A 22,457-nucleotide genomic window follows, 5' to 3' on the forward strand; every position below is an offset into this window, starting at 1 on the left:
ACGTTAGCAAATGATCTGCTGAATAAAGCCCTCATAGGGTATCCACTCTCAGTTTCCATATCGTGCAGTATCGATAATGCCACGGTATTGAGGCAGGGGATGGGGTGCAGTATTATATTTCTAACAGAAGTTTTGAATAATAAAAATGAATAGCAACTTATGAAACAGAGATTACTATCAGTTACATTGTCTCTCGTTTTGTCTGCATTCCTTGCGTTGCCAGTGGTAGCGCAGACGAATGCGACAATCGTAAAGCTTGAGACAGGTGACAAGACCATTACGGTGGGTGACTCACCAGTGATGTTCTATGATGATGGAGGCGCCGATGGTGGCATAGCCAAGGACCTTCAAGGAACGGTGACGTTCACTCCGCAGAATTCCAGCAAGAAGATCATGATCGATTTCACCATGATGTCGCTGGCAACGGGTACCATGTACGGACAAACCGTCTATGTATATAATGGTACGAAAGTAACAGCGGAAAACCTCCTCGCCACGTTCAACGGGACGAAGACAGGCAAAGTGAAATCAACTTCGCCCGACGGCGCACTCACCGTGAGGCTGAAGAACAATGCCTACATGAAGGGTAAGGGCTGGGAAGCAACCGTTTCGCAGTTCGAGCCGCTGCCGATGAAACTCGATGCAGTGGAAGTGGCTCAATATACCGAGGGCACAGTGTGTGCAGGCGATCTCAATCAGCCCATCCTCTCGTTCAATCTGAAAACATCTGAGACTGCGCCTGTACTGAAAACGCAGAAGTTCCGCTTTACGACGAATGGAACACAGGCACAGGTTGGACATGCCACATTATATTTTACGAAGGCTACCAATACATTCGCCACTACTAAAAAATTGGGTGAAGCTGAAGTGACAGCCGATGAATTTGAGATTACAACAACCGAACCGCTCGCTCTTTTCGAAGGCAACAACTATTTCTGGCTTGCCTACGACATAAAGGAGACGGTCACTGACGGACAGAAGATAGACGCATCGCTCACCAATGTGCGACTCAGCGACGCCGATCACGCAGTAGGGGCAGAAGGAAACCCCGACGGCGACCGAACGGTTGAGAATATTGTGGTAGCGACCGATGGCACAAAGACCATCAATGTCAACAACTCCATCAAGTTCAAGAGCAACGTTGGCGACGCAACCAGATACGAAGGAGGAAACCAGGACCGTATCGTCATCTTCAAACCGATGCATGCCGGCAAGACGATGCAGATAGATTTCGAGTCGTTCTACCTCGCCTACTCGTCAAGTAGCTACTACGGTGTGAAGGCGAAATTCGTCATCTACGAGGGACAGGGAACCAGAGGAAAGGTGCTCTGGGAACTCAAATCGACCGCCGATAAGGAAGTAGGACCAGGCAAGACCATTCGCTCTGAGGCTGCCGACGGTGCACTCACGGTGCTCTTCAATCCAAAAGAGCACGCCTCACCCTACACCGATAAAGGTTGGGTGGCTACCGTTTCGGAGTACGCTCACCAGCCAATGGCACTCAAAGAAGTGACTGCCAACCAGCTGTCAACTGAAATAGTGGCTGCAGGGGCTAAGGATCAGGAAATCATCAGCTTTAATATCAAGACCGTAGGCGACCAGAACAAACTGACCGTCAGTGGCATTACGCTCGACATGAAGGAGTCACGGGAGAGCGTCGCTAAGGTTACAGTGCTCGGAACGGCTGCAAAGGACAACACTGCCAGCGCAAACGTATTGGCAGAGGTCACCGAGCTCGGCTCAGCCAATACCATCGACATCGCTTTCGCTGCACCTGTTGAACTCGCTGAGGGCGACAACTGGTTCCGAATCCGCTACGACGTGAAGGACGAAGCTGCCGCAGAGAAGAAACTCGACGCAGCCATTACGGCCATTAAGCTCAACGACCAGGTACAGAACGTCACCGCCGATCCAAAGGGAGAACGCATTATCAAGAATATTCTTAACCTTAAGAGTGGCAATAACGGTACGAAAGTTGTTCCTGACGACACCTCACTGATGTTCTACGATGACGGAGGAGAGAGTGGAAAGGAATCGAAGAACTTCGATGGCACCATCACTTTCGCACCCGTGTCTCCGGGTTATGGCATCAAACTCACCGCAAAGAACTGGACACTCGTCTATGGCGATAAGTTCCGGGTGTCTTATGGCGCAGAGGCCAAGGAGACTCCAGACAAGGAATTCGACTCTTACAACAAACTGGACTTCATCGTTTCGAAGTCAGCAGATGGCAAACTTACCGTCAATTACAAGACAGGATCCTACGTAGGCAACGGCTTCGCCGTAGAAGTGACGAGCGTCAAGCTTCAGAAGATGGCCGTTAAGTCGGTCAAGACTGTGGCGGTGGCACCTGAACAGACACTGAAGGGACAGACAGACCTCCCGATGCTTCGTGTTGATGTTGAGGCGGAGGGTGACTTTGGCTCAACCGACGTGACCAAATTCATCGTCAACGCCACGGAGAATGCCATCATCGGCAAGGCGAGAATCTACGCAACAGACACTGTTTCCGCATTCTCCACGACCAAACTCTTTGCAGAGGGAGCGTCAACTCCATACGAATTTGACGGGAAATATACCATCAGCGACCGTGGTATCTATAAATTCTGGGTGGCTTACGACATTGTTCCGACTGCCACTGTAGGCCAGAAGGCAATGGCAGAACTGGCTTCTGTCACCAGTACGGCAACGCTGACACCCGAAACCGCCGTTACTGCCACAACAACCGTTAGGGCAGGATTCAGCGGAAACATAACCGTCGGACACGAAGAGAAATACAAGACAATACAATCGGCCATCGATGCCGTCAGCAGTGGTATCGAAGGACCAGTGAATATCACCGTGAAGCCGGGTATTTACAAAGAGCACGTCAATATTCCGCAAATCCCTGGCATGTCGGCCGTGAACGTTCTGACCATCGAATCATCGACAGGCAACTACAATGACGTGAAGATCTACAACGATAACTACATCAGCAGCGGATACTCCGACGACCAAATGGCCCGCGAATACGGAATCGTGACCTTCGATGGAGGAGATTACGTGACGCTACGTGGAGTTGAGATCTATACAGAGCAGATCAATTATCCAGCGGTTGTTCGCGTTCGCAATGTGAGTCAGCACGTAACAATAGAGAATTGCTACCTGCATGCACCTATTTCAACCAACTATCAGCAGGATATCAACCTCCTTGAGATGTACTCTCCTAACGAAGCGAACAAGAATAACGACTATATCACCGTTAAGAACAACATCTTCGAGGGTGGTTACAAAGGCCTTCACCTCGGTGGAACCAGCTATGTCAAGCTGCCGAAGGAGATTGGCGGACAGGTGGTTGGCAATACTTTCCGCAATCAGGGAGCAAAGGCCATCTACGCAAAGAAAGAAACCAATGTGAAAATCATTGGCAACACCATCGAAAACAATACCACCGACAAGTCGGACTTCAATGGTCTCGACCTCGATGGTGAGGGACAGATACAGATTGAGGGCAATAAGTTCTATCTTGACACCAAGAATTACTCCGGCGCCATCTACGTACGCTCCATCACTGCCACAGCTGAGGCACCGGCAAGCATCATCAACAACGTTGTCATCACCAACTCAAGCAACAACAGTACCTATGGTATCAAGATGGGAAGAAAGTCTGAAAATGTCAACGTGGCGCACAATACGGTTCGTTTTACGGGAACAGCGACCAAGGGATCCGTGTTCTGGGCGAACGATAACATGAGCAATGTGAACCTCACACAGAACCTCTTGCAAAACGACGCTGGCGGTTACATCTACCGTTTCTACAAGACCGACAACGTTCGGACAGTGAACTACAGCAAGAACAATATCTTTACCACTGGAAAGGTGCTGGCTTTCCCGAAGAAGGATGTGGCAACGTTTGACGACTGGAAGGCGATGTCGAATGAGACGGGCAGCTTCAACGAGGCAGTGGAGTTCCTCGACGCAAAGATTCTTGAGCCGAAGAGCGAGGGTAACCTCCGTAAGACAAGTCCTTTGGCCTACGTTAAGACCGATGTTACTGGTGCGACGCGTGACGCTGAGCATCCAACTATAGGTGCATACGAGTTCGACGCTACGACCGACGCACCACAGATGGCAACCGATTACCCATCAGTGACCAACATAACGGACAACTCCGCCGTCGTGAATGTCAAGGCGGACAAGAACGGAAAGGGCTATATCGTCATCAAGAAGAAGGGCGAATCAGCTCCGACAAAGGATGAAATCATCGCTGCCGGCAACACCGTCACATTCGGAAACGGCGACGTTGCGTCCTATAACGCTACCGGACTGGAAAAGGATGATACATACGTGGCTTACATTGTGCTTGTGGATTTGCGCGGAAACCAAGGCGAAGTCGTGGCAAGCAAAGAGTTTGTAGCTACCTCTGCACCAGCTCCTATTGAGATGAAGGCGCCGAAAGTAGTTGCCAAGAACAAGACAATAGCCCTCGGCGAGGCAGCCAACTTGAAGGCCACCATCAGCGAAGGCAAGGAGCCTTATACTGTGAAGTGGGTCAATGGCAAACATGAGGAAGTGGCAACCGATGTTGTTCCGACCGAGAACGATGATTACATCGTGACCGTTACCGATGCTAACGGCATGTCGGCATCAGACACCTGCCGTGTGATGGTGACCGGCGACGCTGTGACAGCCACCTTCGAGAACCTCTATCTTGACAAAGAGAGTTACTGGAACGGAAGAGTGAACAAGTTCAGCTCATTCGTCAGTGGTACATACGAGTTTGATAACAAGTGCTATCCTGAGATGGCGACTTGGTTCTACTATGGTTACTCCAACCGAACATCGACCACTTTCGGTGGACTCGACGACCAGTTCAACAGTGCTGTCGGACATGGCGTTGATGGTTCGGAGAACTACGGTGTGGCTTATCCGCAGAATGGCAAGATAAAAGTGACCAACAAGGCGGACGGTGACTTAATCCGCGGATTCTATATCACCAACACTGCTTGGGTCGTTGATGCTGTGAAGAACGGCGACGGCATGTCGAAGCCCAATCCAAGGGTTGGCTTCCAGAAGGGTGACTTCTTCAAACTGATTGTCACTGGCAACAAATCAGACGGCACAAAGAAAACTGTTGACTTCTATCTTGCCGACTATCGCTCGGAGAAAGAGGCCGATCACTACGTCATAGATTCGTGGGAGTGGCTCGATCTTCGTGAATTGGGCGAGGTTAAGTCACTGACGTTCAAGTTCGACGGAACAAAGCGCAATGCACCGGGTGCCAACGGCATCACCACTCCTTGGTACTTCTGTTTCGATAACTTCAATGGCGAGCGTCCAGTCAAGGACGCAGGCACACAGTCTGTTGCCGAAACGATGGATATTGCCTCACTCTTCACACCTGACGGTTCAGATGCCACCATCACATACGAGATTGTTGAGGGCACGAACGTCAACTCTGAGGTGAAAATAACAGACGATGGAAAACTCGTTGTCACAGGCAAAAACAAGGAAAAGTTCACCGTTGTGGTGAAGATGACACAGGCTGGAAAGTCGCAGTATGTGCGCATACCAGTCGATTACACTACAGGCATCCACACAGTCAATGCTTCGGCCGACGATGCCTCAGTGAAAATATTATCAGGAGAAATTGTAGTAACTTTAGCCAACACACAATTTAAGGTAGAAGTCTATACAACTTCTGGTTTGCTGGTTGAGAAAACCTATGCTAACGGAAGAGCTGCGGTACGTTTACCACAAGCAGCGAAAGGTATTTATGTAGTAAAGATTGATACAGGAAACAAACTTATCAGTAAAAGTATTGTTGTGAAATAATACAAGTATTCTTTAATTCCGCTTTTTCAATGAAGCCGTGTATCGTTGATGATACACGGCTTTGTTTATTTTTGGCGGTCCAACCTTATCGGGAACGTGGTCCATCGGTCTTTCTTATTTCAGCCGTTGGTTGCCGTTGGGGAGGATACGGTTGCCATTGGTACGGATGACAGATGTTTTTGGTGAGGATAGGGATGCCGTTGGTGAGGGTGGCAGATGTTTTTGATGAGAATACGGTTGCCGTTGGTGAGGGTACAGATGCTGGTAGAGAGGCTACCGCCGTTCAGGAGCTTTGAAAGAAGTTTCTGCAGCAGTGCTATCTGCCACTTTCTGTAGATAGAACGCATAGCGGAAGGCAAGGGGAGAGTACGCCGTAAACGAACGACAGCCGGAAAACACCTGTGTGATTTCCGGCTGTCGTTGTCGTTATGCGCGTTTATCTGCCTGTATTGGGCAGTATCAGTCTGGCCACCCGTATGCCCGTATTGTAGGGACGAGCCATGAGATAGTGGTAGAGCGTTTCCGTTGGCTCAACCACGGCATTGCCGTTCTTCGTCAGACTCGATGCGTTGATGAGGTGCAGTCCGTCCTTGTGCCACACTGCTATGCCGAGATGTGTGGTGTCGAGGTTCTTTTTGTTGGTGACGAGCGCTATGAGGTCGCCGTCGTGCACCACGCTACGCATTAGTGCCACGTTTTTGAGTTGCTGTTTGGGAATGTAACGCACGCTGGTTCCGTTCGTTGCATCCTCCAAGGCTTTGATGGCACTCACCCGTCGGGGGTTGTTGCGCAACATGTCGTAGGCACTTTGGTTTTGGCTCATGTAGTTGATTTTCAGCTTTTGGACGGCGGTGAACGGCGGATTGGGTGTGCTGATCTCCTCGACGAATCCCATTCGTTCGTTGTCCGTCAGCCACCAGTGGAAGTAGTGCAGCCGGTTCTCATAGCTCAGTTTTCCTCCTCGGTAGCGTATTTTCGTCAGCATGTCAGCGAAGTCGTCAAAAGTGGTCAGCCCCCTGTCGATGCAGAGCACCATTGCCACCACGTTTTCGAGATAAGTGGTGCAGTCGAGCTCATCCAAGTTGACGACCAACTTCTCCGAACTGTTCCTGTCGAGTGTGTGTGCCACGTATGGTTTGCCTATGAACAGTCGTGCCACACGGAGTATCATCTCCCCTTTGGTGAGCTTTTTCCTCATTGTGGCGAGCTCTTTGAGTGTCTTTTCCACCCTTGTCCTGTCGGTCGTTGAGCCTTTGCTTTTCGGTGTCTGTTCTTTGGTTGGCCGTTGCTTTTGTGCCGTTGTCGTCGTCACACTGTTTGGCTTTCCACTGGTAGCCTGTTCGGTCCTGTTGGCCCTGATATTGCACGATGCGAGCGTTGCAATGGCCATCAGCGATACGTATATTTTTTTCATGTTGGTTAGTCTTTCTTTTTCTTTTTCTTCATTCCTTTCTTCCCGAAGTTAACGCCTGCGTAGAGATTCACGCTCCCAAAGAAGTTATTGGTTGAGAAACGGCTTCTCCTATAGTTGTATGCGTGTAGGATGGCGCTCATTCCAGCATACCATTTCGTATCGTTCCACACGATTCCGAAACGTCCCGTGCCGTCGATGTTCAGGTTTTTGAACGAGAACTCGCGCAGCGATAGGTGCTTTCGTTCAACATCGCCCGTGCTTCGCTTATAGGCCAGTCCCATTGTCAGCGATGCGGCCATCAGCCAGTTGCGGGCGAACACCCAGTTGTAGGCATATCCCCCCGACACGGCGAAGTCAGAGTATTGCACTTTGCCAAACATCATCGTGCTGTCGAGCTGCGCTTTTTCTGCGTTAGGTCCCAGACGGTCGCTGATGAGCTGGTTGAGTGCGTTCCAGTCAACAGATAGTGTGTGTTTCGTGTATCCGATTCCGATGAGTGGGCTTCCTGCCGATCTTCGCTGCACGGTGCTTTGGCTGAATGCCGCAGGATAGGAGAATCGCCGATGGTTGAAGATGTAGTAGATGTTCAGTCCCTTGATGGTGGATGTGAGTCCTCCGAACTGTGCTCCTTCGACGGCCCTTGTGTCTATATTCTCTTCGAGTTTCAATGTCCTTATTTTGTAGTCGTTGCCCGTTTTGCGATAGTAGAAGTCGATTCCGACCATCGAACTGTAGAGGCTTAGGTCGTATTCCTGCCGTTGATGGTCTTGATGCTTTAGGTTGAGGTGTTTGATGTCGATAGTGTAGCCGAGGAATATCCATCTCCATCCGAAGTAAGGACCTATCCTGATGTTGGGTTCGGGTGCGAAGGTAATGCTCTGTCCCTCCTTGTTGTTGAGCCTATAGACTTCGTATGTGTTGGTGTTTTGGAGCATTACGGTGAAGTTGTAGTGCTGTGGCTCGATGTAGTTGGAGTCGATATCGTTGAACCGGTACAGTGTGTTTTTTGCTTTGTGCAGCTGTCGTTGGTACCATCGGCTTGTCGTATCTACCCTCATCCATCGTATCGAGTCGGCCGTGGTCATCTCGTCCGTCCTGTTTGCCTTTATGTTGAATGATGCCACGATGAGGAGCAGTGTGGCGATGGCGAGTCTGATGTGCCAGTATAGAGTGTTTGTTGTGAAGCGCATTTAAATCTTGCCTAATATACGGTCCATCACCCAGTTAGTAGGGGTGGCGCTGATGCTTGTGGAGTCGCATTTTCCGAAGCCCTGTAAGTCCTCGACCACTGCCTTGATGAGTGGCAGTTGCACGTGTTTCGGGTTGGGCACTTCAATGTTGTGTTGTCCGTCGCTGGTGTAGAGTTTGATGGGAGTGTAGTTATAGACCGAGAAAGCCACGCGTCCCTGTGTGCCGAATATCTCGATGCTGTCTTCTCTTGCGCTCTCGTGCGATGCGAAACTCCATGCCCCACTTCCGTTGAGTCCGTTTTCAAATCTGAATACGGCATTAACGGTGTCCTCAACGTCGTAAAGTCCGGCGCGGTTGGCCGTGTATCCGTGTGCTTTGACGATGATTCCGAAAAAGTACTGTAGCAAATCGATCTGGTGTGGTGCGAGGTCGTAGAAGTATCCTCCACCCGATATGTTCGATTGCAGTCGCCAGGGCAGCGAATCGTTCAGGTTGTAGTCCAGGTCGCGTGGCGGAACGGCGAATCTAACCTGCACTGTGAGCACCTTGCCGATGGTTCCTTGGGCCACAATCTCCTTGACTTTGTTGAAATAGGGTAGCTTTCTCCTGTAGTAGGCCACAAAACAAGGTACTCCCGTTTGTTCGGAGACGCGGTTGATGCGTACGCAATCCTCATACGATGCTGCCAGTGGCTTCTCAATGTAGCACGGCTTTCCGGCCCTCATGGCCATGATGGCATAGGTGGAGTGCGCCGATGGCGGTGTGGCAATGTAGATGGCATTCACGTTGGGATTGTCCATGAGCATCTGTGCGTCGGTGTACCAGTTCTTGATTCCGTGTGCGTTGGCATAGGTGCGGGCTTTCTTCACGCTGCGGCTGAACACCGCTTCTACGTGCGAGCCTGCCACTTCGTTGAAGGCCGCCCCTGATTTCTGTTCCGACACCTCACCACATCCTATAAAACCCCAGTTGATCTGTTTCATGCTTGCTACTTTTCTGCAAATATACAAAAATTCTCTCACACTGCTCCATCTGCCCGATGATTTTCGATTGGCAGTCTCATTTTTTTGTCGTTCTGAAGTAAAGAATCTTTACACAGTGAATTTTTTTTGCAGCGTTGCAAACCGTTGAATTACAGTAATATACGTTTTGGCTGGCGAAACCTTAGCTTTTACTGTGTGAAAGCTCATCTTCGAGCTTGTCATTGTTGACCTTTCGCCATGCCGAAGGTCAGCTTTGGCAGTTTGTTTTGATTTTTTTCTTACAATCGTGGCTGGTGTTCCACTCCCAAATGGGCGGTCAGACGTTGTCAGGATGCCCTGCATTCATTGTCGAATGCTGAACTTGTCGTCTGGCCCCCAGTGTGTTGTAACCCCATGTTAACGTATTCTTAGGAATAGTGTAACGTCGTTTTCGCACTTTTGAAACGCTGGTATCGTACCTTTGCACCGTACAAATATTGCTGAAATAGGAATTAGAAAGATGAAATTTTTTAGGTTGAATATAGGTGTTTACAAATTGTTTTTTATGGATTAGAATGAGCCGAAGCAGCTGACTTGTTGCGAAACCCGTTAGCGTGCCGAAGCCATTGTGTTGATGATGCGATATTATCGGCCGTCCGAATCAAAGTTTTGAAGATAATTGAGAGCGTATGATTCTCTCTGTGTAAGTTTTATTTAGATTGTATTCCCAAAGGGGGGTGGCCCGCATGGTGGTCTCCTCCCTTGTCGTTTGACCCGCTGGCGCGAAAATAATATGCGCCCATCTGCGGGAAATGTCATATAAAATTGCTATCTTTGTCGTCACATTGCGCCGGCAGACTCTCAGTGGCAAGCCTGAGAACGGCATTTCTACGATACATACACCCATGCGTTTAGACAAGATATCCATCATCAACTACAAGAACATTCAGGCGGCATCGCTCAATCTGTCGCCCAAGATGAACTGCTTCATCGGGCATAACGGCGAGGGAAAGACCAATTTCCTCGATGCCATCTACTACCTGTCGTTCTGTAGGAGTTCGTTCAACCCGAAAGATTCCGAAGTGATGCGCCACGAAAGCGACTTCTTCGTGATAGAAGGCGACTATACCGCCGACGGAGGAGACAGCGAACAGGTGTATTGCGCTATGAAACGGGGAACGAAAAAGCACTTCAAGCGCAACAAGAAGGAATATAAGAAACTCTCTGAGCACATAGGGCTCATCCCGCTCATATTCGTTTCGCCAGCCGACAGCTCGCTCATCGAGGGCGGAAGCGAGGAGCGGCGCAGACTGATGGACGTGGTTATTTCGCAGTATGACCGACGTTACATCGACTCACTCGGACGTTACAACAAGGCATTGCTACAGCGTAACTCCATGTTGAAGCAGGACGACGAGCCCGACGCTACGCTCATGGAACTGCTGGAGCAGCAAATGGCCGAACTTGGCACCGACATCTATCGCAAGAGGGCAGCCTTCGTCAAGGAACTCGTGCCCGTTTTTCAGACCATTTACCAGCAGATTTCTCAGGACCGTGAGCAAGTGTCGCTTGAATACGTGTCGCACGCACAACGGGGCGACCTCCTCGACGTCATCAGACGCGACCGGGCGAAAGACCGTACCATGGGCTACTCGCTCCACGGCATACACAAGGACGACCTGACGATGAAACTCGGCGGCTATCCCATGAAGCGAGAAGGCAGCCAGGGACAAAGCAAGACATTCGTTCTCGCACTCAAGTTGGCACAGTTCAACTTCCTCCGACGGACCGCCGGCAACCGCACTCCCTTGCTTCTCTTGGACGACATCTTCGATAAGCTCGACGCCGACCGCGTGGAGCAAATCGTCAGACTCGTGTCGGGTGAGGATTTCGGGCAGATTTTCATCACTGACACCAACCGTGACCACCTCGACAGGATACTCCACAGTGGCGGTTCAGACTACAAACTCTTTGCCGTCGAGGACGGAGAGATAACAGAAAGGAACAGCGACGATGTTCAGGCGTAAGGTACAGACATTGACTGACGTACTCGGAAAGGCACTTCGGGATGGCGGACTGGAGTCTCCGCTGCTGCAGAAGCGCATCGTCGATGCGTGGGATGTCGTCGTAGGGCCTACCGTCTCGCGCTACACACAGCAGAAATACATCAGAAACCAGACCCTTTGCGTGAAAATCATCAACCCGGCGCTGCGCCAAGACCTTTCCATGATGCGCACACAGCTCGTCAAAAGGCTCAACGAACATGTCGGATCGTTCGTCATCGCCGAGGTGAGAATCTACTGACCGTGGGGCGGTGGCTCGGCAAGCAAGCGTCCTTGTCTCCGAAAACCCAATGACGTCGGTCATGAGTCAGACTATAATGAGGGCGACATCATCCTCGATGTGAGGTTCGGCGAATCGCCGAAAACAAAGAAAAGCCCATTTCAACACTCGTTTTTGAGTATTGAAATGGGCTTTCCCTATTGGATTGTTTCCAACAGAAAGATGTTCAAAAAGTCATTCGTGTTTTGCTCCGTCCTCCTTCACCACGTCCTCAAAGCACCTCGTCCACCTTCTGATCATGCTCGTCGGTGGGTATTCTGTCGAGCTTTTGGAAGTCGAAACAAATGCCAACCTTGTAGGCTTTGGGCACTTGGCGTAGAAAACGGTCGTAGTAGCCTTTGCCACGGCCGAGGCGATTGCGGTCGTTGTCGAAGCTCATGCCAGGCACTGCGATAAAGTCGATGTCGTCGTAGTCGGTGAATAGCTCGCCGATGGGTTCGAGAATGTGGAACGAACTCTCCGCCATGTCGTCAGGTCCGGTGTAGCGTCGTATCTCCATTTCTGTGTCGCTGATGACCACGGGTAGCAGAACGTTCTTTCCTGCCTCGACCATCTCGTCGGCGAAGCTGTGCGTATAAACCTCGTCGGGGAGCGAATGATAGAGGAGTAGTGTCTTTGCGGCCTTCAGTTTCGGATGGTTGCGAAGGCGGTCGATGACTTCAGCCGACCGTTCGCGCAGTTGTTCCTTGGTGAACTGTCGCTTTCGATTGCGGATTTCTTTTCGTAACTCTGATTTGTTCATATCAATACTAAATAGTGTGGCTTGCTTATTGCAGTGTTATAGCCGATTTGTTGTAGTCTGTTTCTTGGCCATCGGTCAACGACGGGGCAGTGTTCCTCGCTGAACGATGGGCCTTGATGGGAATGCGGCTCCCTTTTTGAACACCTCCCGTGCCTGTCTGATCATCTCGTCGTTGCGGTTCAGGTACTGGTTCCATGCCTGTTCGTCGAGCATATTGTAGATGATTCGGCTGTTGATGTAGTTCTCCAGCAGGCCGTGCGACTTGCGAATGAGATTGTTGCGTCGTCGAAGACCGTTCTTTTCGGCATAGTTGGCGAAGTCGTTCACGAGATTCCGTCCCGTGAGATATTCCGAAAGGGGCTGCATTTCGGTGAATTTCTTCAGTGTTTGCCTGTTGTTGTCGGTGTATTGGAAGGCGTATTGCAGTATGAGACCGCTGACTGCCGCCTCCTTATAATAGGAAGTAACCGCCGTTGTGTCTTCTGGCACGAATATGTCGGGAGTGATTCCACCGCCGCCATAGACAATCCGTCCGTTGTTGGTGTGGTATGCCGGTCCCGTGTGCTTGATACTGTCTTGCGAGAAGAACTCTCCGTGCTGATAGCGGCTGAGCAAGTCTTGCTCGTAGTCGGCATTGTCACCCGGCTTGAATGGCTTTTGTATGCATCTTCCCGAAGGGGTGTAGTAGCGTGCGATGGTGAGTCTGATCATGCTTCCGTCGGGGAATTGTATCTGTTGTTGTACGAGTCCCTTGCCGAAGGAGCGCCTTCCGATGATGACACCTCTGTCGTTGTCTTGGATAGCTCCGGCAAAGATTTCGGATGCTGAGGCGGAGCCTTCGTTGATGAGGACTACGAGTGGTATTTGCTGATAGCTGCCCTTGCCTCTGCTGCGGTATTCCTTGCGTGGGCTCTTCCTTCCCTCGGTGTAAACCACGAGTTGGTCTTTCTTGAGGAACTCTTCTGCCATCTGCACGGCACTTTCCAGGTAGCCGCCGGAGTTGTCTCGCAGGTCGATTACTAAGTGATCGGCGCCCTGCAAGTTGAGTTGCTGTAGCGATGCGAGCATTTCGGCGTAGGTTCGCTCACCGAAGTTCTTGATGCGCATGTATCCTGTTGAATCGTCGAGCATGTAAGTTGCGGTGATACTCTTCATGGTGATGTCGCCACGGGTGAGTATGAAGTACTTGGTTTCTTTCTCTCCGAAGCGCCGCACGCCTATTTTCACCTTTGATCCTTTCTGTCCTTTCAGGCGGTGCATGGCTTCTTCGGTGGTGACGCTTTTGCCTACGAATGGTCGGTTGTCTATGCTGACAATCTTGTCGCCTGCGAGTATGCCGGCTTTGTCGGCCGGTCCGTTTTTGATGACGTTCTGAATGTGGATGGTGTCTTCGCGGATGGTGAACTCGATGCCTACTCCTGAGAAGGAGCCTTTTAAGTCATCGGTGGCCATCTGCACGTCTTTGGCGCTGATATAGACGGAGTGTGGGTCGAGCTCTGCCAGTATTTCGGGCATTGCTTTCTCAACGAGTTCATCGATATTGACCGAGTCAACGTATTGGTCGTCTATGATATGGAGCAGGTTACTCAGTCTGCTGCTTCCGCTGTTGATGATGTTCAGGCGGTTGCCTGAGAAGTGACTGGTGTAGAAAGTTCCGATGAGCACGCCTATGACGACGCAGAGTGACAGCCACAGTGGCATGAATCGGTTATTCTTGTTCTGACTCATGGTCTTCTGGATTTAAATATTTTACCTCGATATTGGCACGTTTGAGTAGGTCGATACCTTCGGTGAGGCGGTATTTTTCGGCATATACTACTCTCTTGATGCCTGCTTGTATGATAAGTTTTGCGCATTCTATGCAGGGCGATGCTGTGACGTAGAGTGTCGATCCGTCACTGTTGTTGCCGCTGCGGGCAAGTTTGGTGATGGCGTTGGCCTCGGCATGCAGTACGTAGGGTTTGGTTTGGCCGCCCTCGTCTTCGCAGATGTTTTCAAAACCGCTGGGTGTGCCGTTGTAGCCGTCGCTGATGATCATCTTGTTCTTGACTACGAGTGCGCCTACTTGTCGGCGCTTGCAGTAGGAGTTCTCTGCCCAGACGCGGGCCATGCGCAGGTAACGGTAGTCGAGAAGGGTTTGTTTGTCTGTCATTTTGAAGCCTCCCCCAACCCCTCCGAAAGGAGGGGAGCCCAAATTGGCGGGGGTTGATGGGCTGATGGATGGTTTGTGGGCGATGATGGGGGCTCCAATGGACACTGGCTGCTCTGCCTGTGACACAGGGGAGGTTGCCCTGATTTCGCTTTCTTGATTTGTTCTATGTTCTGCTGTCAGCTGGTTGCGGACTGGGGGCGATGCTTGCGTGGACTCGGCATTGTGCCGCCACTTTGCACGTATTGAGTTACGCCATTCCTTGCAATGAGCTGTCGCTTTGCCACGTTGAGGGATGATATTTCCTTCTGTGGGTGGCTATTTTTTGGGCAATGAGCTTTCACACTGCGATAGCTTAGCTTTTGCGTGGTGATAGCTTAGCTTTTACCTTGCGATTGGTGAGCTTTCGTTTTGCGGTGCTTTCGGGCTTGTTTTGTGGTGCCTTTTGGTTGGCTGTTTGTTGTGCCTTGAGCGGTTGTTTCGTTGCTCTTTTCTCGCTTATTGCTTTTTCTTGATTCCGTTGCGTTCCAGCAGTGCGTCGATGGTGGGTTCTTGTCCACGGAAGCGCTTGTAGAGGGTCATCGGGTGCTCGGTGCCGCCTTTTGAGAGGATGCTGTCGCGGAAGCTCTGGGCCGTCTTCTGGTCGAATATGCCGTTTTTCTTGAACAGGCTGAAGGCGTCGGCGTCGAGTACTTCGGCCCATTTGTAGCTGTAGTAGCCTGCTGCGTAGCCTCCTGCCATGATGTGCGAGAACTGTGTTGTCATGCATGTTCCGTCTATCTGTTCGCCTATGATGGCTTTCTCCCATGCTTTCTTCTCGAATGGGATGATGTCGCTTGTGAACGGTTCCTTTTGGGTGTAGTATGCCATGTCGAGCAGTCCGAAGCTGACTTGCCTCAGGCATGCGGTGGCAGCCTGGAAGTTCTGGCTGGCTATGATTTTGTCGATGAGTTCGTCGGGCATCGGCTCTCCTGTCTGGTAGTGGAAGGCGAATGTGCGCAGGAAATCCTTCTCCACTGCGAAGTTTTCCATGAACTGTGAGGGGAGTTCCACGAAGTCCCACCAGACGTTTGTTCCCGACTGGCTCTCGAAACGGGTGTTGGCGAACATGCCGTGGAGCGAGTGTCCGAACTCGTGGAGGAAGGTTTCTACTTCTCCGAGCCTAAGCAGTGCGGGCTTGTCGTCGGTGGGTTTTGAGAAGTTCATCACCAGTGATGCGTGTGGTCGTATGTTCTCGCCCTCGCGTGTGATGCGCTGTCCTTGGTATTCGGTCATCCATGCGCCGTCGCGCTTTCCTTTTCGGGGGAAGAAATCGACGTAGAGCACGGCGAGATAGGAGCCGTCCTTGTCGAAGACCTCGTAGGCTTTCACGTCGGAATGATAGACGGGTATGTCGCCGTTTTCCTTGAATGTGATGCCGTAGAGTCGTGTGGCGAGTCCGAACACGCCTTTGATGACGTTGTTGACTTCGAAGTATGGGCGCAGCATTTCGGGGTCGAGGTCGTACTTTTCGAGTTTCAACTGGTGGGCATAGTAGGCTGTGTCCCATGGCATCAGTTTGAAGTCGCTTCCCTCTCGCTTCTGTGCCAGTGCCTTAATCTCGCCCAGTTCTTCGATGGCCGTTGGTTTGTAGGCTTCGATGAGGTCGTCGAGCAGGCGATAGACGTTCTTCACGTTGGAGGCCATCCTGTATTTCATGACGAAGTCGGCATAGGTTTCGTAGCCCAGCAGCTGCGCCATCTCTCTTCTGAGGTTCACGAGTCGCCTGCAGATGTCGAGGTTGTTCTCTTCGTTGTCCTTGATACACATGGTGTTGCGTGCCATGTAGAGTTGCTTTCGAAGGTCTCTCTGCGTGCTGTACATCATGAACGGCCCGTAGCTTGGTGCGTCGAGGGTGAACGTCCATCCATCGAGTCCTTGCTCCTTGGCCGTTGTTGCGGCAGCCTCGCGTACGGTTTCGGGCAGTCCTTCGAGCTGTTTGGGGTCGTCGATGTGGAGCGTGTAGGCCTTGTTTTCCTTCAACAGGTTCTGTGAGAACTGCAGTGCGAGCATGCTTGCCTCCTCTGTGAGCTGTCGTAGCTTTTCTTTCCCTTTCTCGTCGAGGAGCGCACCGCTTCTCACGAATCCGTCGTAGCTTTCTTCCAGTAGCTTGTTCTCTTCCGGAGTCAGTTCTCTGTGGTGGTCGTGTACGGCCTTGATGCGTGCGAAGAGCCGTGGGTTGAGGCTCACATCGTTGGCGTGCTTGGTCAGTATGGGGCTCATTTTCTGCGCCAGTGCGTCCATCTCGTCGCTGGTGTCTGCGCTGAGCATGTTGAAGAACACGCTTTCGACGCGTGAGAGCAGGTCGTAGTAGTGCTTTCGGCCCTCTACCTCGTCTTCTCTGATGAGGGTATTGTCGAAGGTTGGTTCTTCGGGGTCGTTGATTGTCTTGTCGATCTGCTCATTCTCTCGGCGTATTCCCTCAAGCATGGCTTCCTCATAGTCGGCGAGTGTGATATCGCCGAACGGAACAGTGTTGTGTGGAGTGTTGTAGGGCAGTAGGAAGGGATTGGTTCTTTGTCCTTCCTTCGTTGTATTTTCTGTCATTTCTTTCTTTCTCAAATTATTCGTACAAAGTTACTTAAAATATGTGTAATCGCAAGAAATAACGTGAGTTTTAACGCAATTTTTCTAATTGTGGGATGATTATTTGCCCTCTTGTAAGGATAATAAGTTTATCGTCGTTGAGTCGGTTGAGCATCACCGACACGTTGAGTCTGCTCTCGTGGATTTCATCTGCGAGCTTCTGCATCTTGATTTCGATTTTCTTGGTGCCTCCTTGGTGGCTGCAGTGCGTGCGAACGAAGTGGATGAACTTGTCGCGGATGTGCCTTGGCTGTTGCTGCCATGGCAGTCGGCCGTGGCGTTGGGCCTGTGTGGAGAGCATGTTGAAGAAGTTGAGCCTGAAGATGAGGTAGTTTTCCGATAGTCTTAGTATTTCGTTCTTGTCGATAGACAATAGGTTGCAGTCGGTCGCTGCTGTGTAGGTCTTGGAGTGATGCTGCATGAGGCCGAACATGTGCTCAGGTTGTATGACCGCCGGCGCATCTATCTCCTCTTCAATGCTGTAGCTGTGGTCGTCGGCTTGACTTCTTACGCTCAGTTTTCCGTCCATGAGGAAGTAGAGTTGCGTGCATTTGTCGTTCTCTTTGAGCAGCACTGCGTTGGGCTTGAGTTTGAGAAAACTGAACTTTGTTGAGCCTACGATCTGCGACAGGTCCTCAGCGCCGATGCCGAGGAACAGCGGTAGTTCGAGAAGCTTGTCGTAGATTTGCAGCATGGGTGAGTGGTGGCGTGCCCTTAGTTGATGATTTTCTTTTCCAACTCTGGGCTGTACCACACTTTCAGTGCGCCTTTTCCGTCGCTGTAGATAAAGTAGGCCATGAGTTCCTTGTGCTTTTCGAGCACCTTACGGGCCTTTTCGATGCCCATTACCATGAAAGCGGTGGCATAGGCGTCGGCCGTTGCGCAGTCGTTGGTCAGCACAGTGGCCGAGAGCAGTGAGTGTTGAACTGGGAAACCCGTCTTGGGGTCGATGGTGTGGGCGTACTTTTTGCCACCCTTGTAATAGAAGTTGCGGTAGTTTCCGCTTGTGGCCATCGCCTTGTCGGTGACGTTGAGCACGGTCTGTATTTCGGTATTCACATCCGTGCTGTCCTCTATGGGTTTGTTGATGCCTATCTTCCACGGCACCCTTTTTTCGCTATTGCCGCTTGTTACAATCTCTCCGCCTATCTCAATCATGAAATTGGTGATGTCGTTCTTGCGCAGAAAGCGTGCCACAACGTCTGCTCCGTAGCCTTTGGCGATGGCAGAACAGTCGAGCATCACTTGCGGATGGCTCTTCCGAATACTTTTTCCGACGAGCGAAACCTTGTCGTAGCCAATGAATTGCATCAGGCTGTCAATCTTCTGCCTTGATGGATTTGAGCCTTGTTTGAAACCGAATCCCCACAGGTTGACCAGTGGCGCCACGGTGATGTCGAACGCTCCGTCGGTCTCTCTTGAGACTTGCTTGGCATGATCGAACACTTCGACGAACATTTCATTAAGTTTCGTCGGGCGGTTGGAGTTGATTTTCGATATGATGGATTCCTTGTTGAAGGTTGAAAGCGAATTGTCAACCTTTCGCAGCTCAGCCTCGATTTCCGGTTGCAGGTCCTTGTCGCTCTGGTAGGTGATGTTGTAAACCGTGCCAAATACGAAACCTTGGTTGTGTTGGTAAGGCATCGATTGCTGGTGGCTCACGATGTAAACCGTTCCGATAATCAGAAATGCGAGGAACGGTAATTGCCAGAGGAGTTTCTTGTTGTGTTTCATTGTTCGTTATTCACTGTTCGATGTTCGATTATTCTTGTTTTGTGTCGTGATTTCTGTCTCATTTTCAGGTGGTTGCCTTGCCACGGCTGGCCGGTCTTCGCACTTGAGCAGTCCGCCGGTCGTTGTTTGGTGGTTGGTTTGCGAACGAATCAGAATTCAAGCATGACGTTGAACGTTGCGTCGAGTCTTGAGCTGCCGCTCCGTCCGTAGCCTGGGATGTACCATGGCTCACCTATCTCGCCGTGTTTCTTGTGGATGTTCGCCTTGTAGCGGACCGTCCACCCCAAATGTAGTGGCCCCCAGATCTTCGCATTCACACCTCCCACGATTTCTCCCCACAGGTAAGTGGCGCTGACACCAGTCGCTCCGAACTCCACTTTGCCACCCCAGACAGGGTCGGTGGTGTCTTTGCTGCTGATATCGTACTTGAATGACGAGAAGCCCAGTCTGCCACCGATCAGCAACCGGTAAACATCGTGCTTGTCTTTGAGGATGTTGAAGTCGCAGCCGATGCGCCCAAAGGGTGCGTTGGTTTTGAAGCGGATGCCCGTTGTCTCATCGGTCTTGTCGGCTTGTCCAACTCCCGCTTCGACAACGGGGAAGTACCGGTCCTTGAGGTTCACCTGTGCCATCGCCTCATATTGTCCGTAGTCGCCCAAAAGCCTACGGGCTGGGCCCACAAGGTCAGCTCCCACGGTGACTCCGCGGAAGAACGGGATGGTGTCGGCTTTCACTTTCTCCACCGTCTTTCGTCGCTGGGCACTGGCTTGCTGTGGAATGGCTATCAGAAGGCTAAAGGCCAGAATTGAAATATATGTACAGATGTTGTTTCGTTTCATCATAGTCAACGTTGGGATCGTGGATAACGATGGAGTCGATGCGGTGCTTCGTGCATTCGACGCTCGTTATTGTGTGGAAGAAGCTTGGCGGACAATCCACGCTTTCAAAGTGACTTTTGTCCGTTTTGTTCACCCTCACCGTGTCGAGAGCCTGCTTTCCTTCTGTGTCGGTGTAGAGAAATAGCAGCTCATCGGTAGGTTTCTGGTAGCTCATCGGCAGGTAGAACGTGTAGGTGTTGACGAGTCGGTTGAGCACCACTGCGTCATTGCTGTCTGGTCGCATAGTGATCACCGTCAGTGTGTCTCTTAGCGTGTCGCCTTTCATGGCATACTGCGAGTAAACCTTGGTGCTTAGCGGACAGTTTTCTTCCGAACAGGCTGCCAACAGCAGACTAAAGGCGATGGCAATGATGAGCAATGCCCGTTGTTTGCTGAGCGGCGAGTTCATGATAGGGTAGTGTTGACGGTTCGGATTCATTCAATTTTGCTTGTCGATGTTGATTTCTTCTTCGATGAGATATTCGTTTCGGCCCTGACTGTTACGACTGATGAGGTCGCCGAGGAATCCTGCGAGGAACAGTTGGGTGCCGAGTAGCATGGCCGTCAGTGCGATGAAGAACGACGCATGGTTCGACAGCAGGTCGCCATAGACACCGTTTGTGAGGTTGATGATTTTCTCAACGAAGAGCCATATCAGTGCCACGAATCCGATGAAGAAGACGAAACTGCCCAGCAGACCGAACACATGCATGGGCTTTTTGCCGAAATTGGTGAGAAACCAGAGAGTGATGAGGTCGAGATAGCCGTTGAAGAAGCGGTTGATGCCGAACTTTGTCGTGCCGTACTTGCGTGCTTGGTGGTGCACTATCTTCTCTCCTATTTTCTTGAAGCCTGCTTCCTTGGCCAGATAGGGGATGTATCGGTGCATCTCGCCATAGACTTCGATGTTCTTTACTACAACGTTCTTGTATGCTTTCAGACCGCAGTTGAAGTCGTGGAGGTTCTTTACGCCACTGATGGCGCGTGCCGTGGCGTTGAACAGTTTGGTAGGGATGGTCTTCGATAACGGGTCGTAACGTTTCTGCTTGTATCCGCTGACGAGGTCGTAGCCGTCTTGGGTTATCATTCGGTAGAGTTCCGGAATCTCGTCAGGCGAATCCTGCAAGTCTGCGTCCATAGTGATGACGACATTGCCCTTTGCTGCCTTGAAGCCGCAGAAGAGTGCCGGGCTCTTGCCGTAGTTACGGCGGAACTTGATGCCTCTGACGTTGGCATCGTCCTTGCTGAGTCGCTCGATGACGTCCCAGCTGCCGTCGGTCGAACCGTCGTTGACGAAGATTATCTCATACGTGAAGTTGTTGGCACTCATCACCCTTCGAATCCATGCGTGCAGCTCTGGCAGGCTCTCTTCTTCGTTGTAGAGTGGTACTATAACAGAAATGTCCATGTGTTTTTATGAAAATTGTTTGGTCGTATTTACGTTTCGGGCCAGTATAGCGGCAATGACGAGACTCGCAGCGGCACCGAAAATGATCTCGTTGACAAAGCAGTTGACCACGAGTGGATAGGGTTGGAACAGGTCGGGCAGAGAGTCGAGGAACTCTTGCTGGTCGATTTCCATCGCGTGGAGCATTTCCTGGAACTCTGGTGTCGAGCTGAAGGCGTTCATTATGCGCAGCATCTTGCCGTGGTCGATGAACACCATGTAGGCCAGTTGCGCCAAACTGAACAGCCACGCCGCATTGAAGAACATGCGCATGCAGTAGAAAAAGGCATTCTTGAAGCTGATGATGCCGTCCCAGACGTTGTCTCTGAACTGGCGAAGCCTGAGCCCGACGAACAGGGGAGTAAACAGAACGATTGCCGAGCTTACATCGCCCAGCAGCAGTTGCCATGTGGAGGCGAGGAAACAGCCGAAACTTACCGTCCAGATGATGGCCAGATAGATGCCGTCGTACCATGAGAAGGCACGTAGTTGTCTTAATTCCGTATAATTCATGGTGCAAAAGTAGTCAAATAATATTATATATTAAGGTAAGCGATAGTCAAAATTATGTTTTTTTGTTAAAAACCAAAAATTCCCCGTTCACTCTTGTTCTATGTCAATTCTTTTTGCTATCTTTGCATTCGCTTTTCAGAAATGGAAACCAAAACGGGCAAGTCTCTTACGGCCAGCTCCCTTTGAATCCCCCAGGATGGGAACATAGCAAGGGCAGAAGGTTGTAGCGGCGCGATAAGAACAGCTTGCCCACCCGCCTCTTTAGCTCAGTTGGCCAGAGCACGTGATTTGTAATCTCGGGGTCGTTGGTTCGAATCCGACAAGAGGCTCTTCATAAAATTCTACTTTAATCAAAACTAATTGAAAAAGGACTGCCCGTGTGGGGTAGTCCTTTTTCGCTTTTATGGTGGGCTGAAACGTGAGCCCTTGTCACGGCTCAGTAGAAAATCAATGGGGATAGGCATATAGTTTTGCAATTCTGAATAAAAAGAACTTCTTGTCTGCCACTCCTCTTAGATTGGCTCGGAAAAGTTTAATTTTGGCATTGAAAGATTCTGCCATGGCATTCGAAGATCTGTTGTTATAGAAGTTCAATATCTCATCATAATGCTCGTAGAATGTGGCAGCAATCACATTGAATGAATG

18 protein-coding genes and 1 tRNA gene are annotated in these 22,457 nt (G+C 50.8%); 4 read left to right on the top strand and 15 right to left on the bottom strand.

Features of this window, described 5'->3' with window-relative positions; genetic code table 11:
* Positions 1 to 159: 159 nt before the first annotated feature.
* On the top strand, positions 160 to 5,814 hold the full coding sequence (locus H515_RS0107065) for a DUF4465 domain-containing protein (protein WP_028901767.1): 5,655 nt from the start codon (positions 160 to 162) through the stop codon (positions 5,812 to 5,814).
* A gap of 119 nt (positions 5,815 to 5,933) precedes the next feature.
* On the opposite strand, the gene H515_RS14540 is transcribed toward H515_RS0107065, so the two are convergent.
* From H515_RS14540 to H515_RS0107085, 4 genes are all read right to left on the bottom strand, one after another.
* Positions 5,934 to 6,161, bottom strand: coding sequence for a hypothetical protein (locus H515_RS14540; RefSeq protein ID WP_154653669.1), 228 nt, complete (start codon positions 6,159 to 6,161; stop codon positions 5,934 to 5,936).
* An 89-nt stretch (positions 6,162 to 6,250) separates the two neighbouring features.
* Entirely contained in the window at positions 6,251 to 7,228 is a 978-nt protein-coding gene (locus H515_RS13145) for an N-acetylmuramoyl-L-alanine amidase-like domain-containing protein (protein ID WP_025876849.1), read from the bottom strand.
* A 5-nt stretch (positions 7,229 to 7,233) separates the two neighbouring features.
* A complete protein-coding gene (locus H515_RS13150) occupies positions 7,234 to 8,313 on the bottom strand; it encodes a DUF4421 domain-containing protein (RefSeq protein ID WP_244870067.1) in 1,080 nt (359 codons plus the stop codon).
* Between the two features lie 105 nt (positions 8,314 to 8,418).
* A complete protein-coding gene (locus H515_RS0107085; RefSeq protein ID WP_028901768.1) occupies positions 8,419 to 9,402 on the bottom strand; it encodes a Gfo/Idh/MocA family protein in 984 nt (327 codons plus the stop codon).
* Between the two features lie 884 nt (positions 9,403 to 10,286).
* Here H515_RS0107085 and recF point away from each other — a divergent pair.
* Positions 10,287 to 11,408: a DNA replication/repair protein RecF gene (gene recF, locus H515_RS0107095; RefSeq protein ID WP_025876853.1), complete on the top strand. Its 1,122-nt coding sequence runs from the start codon at positions 10,287 to 10,289 to the stop codon at positions 11,406 to 11,408.
* Positions 11,395 to 11,685, top strand: coding sequence for a DciA family protein (locus H515_RS0107100; protein ID WP_028901769.1), 291 nt, complete (start codon positions 11,395 to 11,397; stop codon positions 11,683 to 11,685). The genes recF and H515_RS0107100 overlap by 14 nt, the downstream gene beginning before the upstream one ends.
* Positions 11,686 to 11,935: 250 nt before the next feature.
* On the opposite strand, the gene H515_RS0107105 is transcribed toward H515_RS0107100, so the two are convergent.
* The 10 genes from H515_RS0107105 to H515_RS0107155 all read right to left on the bottom strand — a co-directional run bounded on the left by H515_RS0107105 (position 11,936) and on the right by H515_RS0107155 (position 21,812).
* Positions 11,936 to 12,466 (bottom strand): 5-formyltetrahydrofolate cyclo-ligase, encoded by a 531-nt coding sequence (locus tag H515_RS0107105; RefSeq protein WP_025876855.1) that lies wholly within the window; start codon positions 12,464 to 12,466, stop codon positions 11,936 to 11,938.
* A 75-nt stretch (positions 12,467 to 12,541) separates the two neighbouring features.
* Positions 12,542 to 14,194 (bottom strand): S41 family peptidase, encoded by a 1,653-nt coding sequence (locus tag H515_RS0107110; RefSeq protein ID WP_028901770.1) that lies wholly within the window; start codon positions 14,192 to 14,194, stop codon positions 12,542 to 12,544.
* A complete protein-coding gene (locus tag H515_RS0107115) occupies positions 14,175 to 14,618 on the bottom strand; it encodes a deoxycytidylate deaminase (protein ID WP_025876857.1) in 444 nt (147 codons plus the stop codon). The genes H515_RS0107110 and H515_RS0107115 overlap by 20 nt, the downstream gene beginning before the upstream one ends.
* A gap of 495 nt (positions 14,619 to 15,113) precedes the next feature.
* A complete protein-coding gene (locus tag H515_RS0107125; protein WP_028901771.1) occupies positions 15,114 to 17,201 on the bottom strand; it encodes a M3 family metallopeptidase in 2,088 nt (695 codons plus the stop codon).
* A gap of 70 nt (positions 17,202 to 17,271) precedes the next feature.
* Positions 17,272 to 17,934 (bottom strand): Crp/Fnr family transcriptional regulator, encoded by a 663-nt coding sequence (locus H515_RS0107130; RefSeq protein WP_028901772.1) that lies wholly within the window; start codon positions 17,932 to 17,934, stop codon positions 17,272 to 17,274.
* 20 nt (positions 17,935 to 17,954) lie between these two features.
* Entirely contained in the window at positions 17,955 to 18,974 is a 1,020-nt protein-coding gene (locus H515_RS0107135; RefSeq protein WP_028901773.1) for an FAD:protein FMN transferase, read from the bottom strand.
* A gap of 149 nt (positions 18,975 to 19,123) precedes the next feature.
* Positions 19,124 to 19,816 carry a DUF6048 family protein gene (locus tag H515_RS0107140; RefSeq protein WP_322786245.1) on the bottom strand — a complete coding sequence of 231 codons (693 nt, stop codon included), beginning with the start codon at positions 19,814 to 19,816 and terminating at the stop codon, positions 19,124 to 19,126.
* The gene (locus tag H515_RS0107145) at positions 19,767 to 20,291 is read right to left on the bottom strand and encodes a DUF6452 family protein (RefSeq protein WP_238300150.1); all 525 of its coding nucleotides are present in this window, start codon (positions 20,289 to 20,291) and stop codon (positions 19,767 to 19,769) included. Before H515_RS0107145 ends, H515_RS0107140 begins: the two co-directional genes overlap by 50 nt.
* Positions 20,292 to 21,260 carry a glycosyltransferase family 2 protein gene (locus tag H515_RS0107150; RefSeq protein ID WP_025876861.1) on the bottom strand — a complete coding sequence of 323 codons (969 nt, stop codon included), beginning with the start codon at positions 21,258 to 21,260 and terminating at the stop codon, positions 20,292 to 20,294.
* Positions 21,261 to 21,266: 6 nt separating this feature from the next.
* Entirely contained in the window at positions 21,267 to 21,812 is a 546-nt protein-coding gene (locus H515_RS0107155; protein ID WP_025876863.1) for a DUF4199 domain-containing protein, read from the bottom strand.
* A 255-nt stretch (positions 21,813 to 22,067) separates the two neighbouring features.
* On the opposite strand from H515_RS0107155, the gene H515_RS0107160 reads away from it, so the two are divergent.
* Positions 22,068 to 22,141: transfer RNA gene (locus H515_RS0107160), tRNA-Thr, on the top strand.
* Positions 22,142 to 22,259: 118 nt separating this feature from the next.
* Here H515_RS0107160 and H515_RS0107165 read toward each other — a convergent pair.
* The coding region (locus H515_RS0107165) for a transposase (protein ID WP_028901776.1) at positions 22,260 to 22,457 on the bottom strand (198 nt) is incomplete at its 5' end.

Source organism: Prevotella corporis DSM 18810 = JCM 8529, assembly GCF_000430525.1.
GTDB lineage: Bacteria > Bacteroidota > Bacteroidia > Bacteroidales > Bacteroidaceae > Prevotella > Prevotella corporis.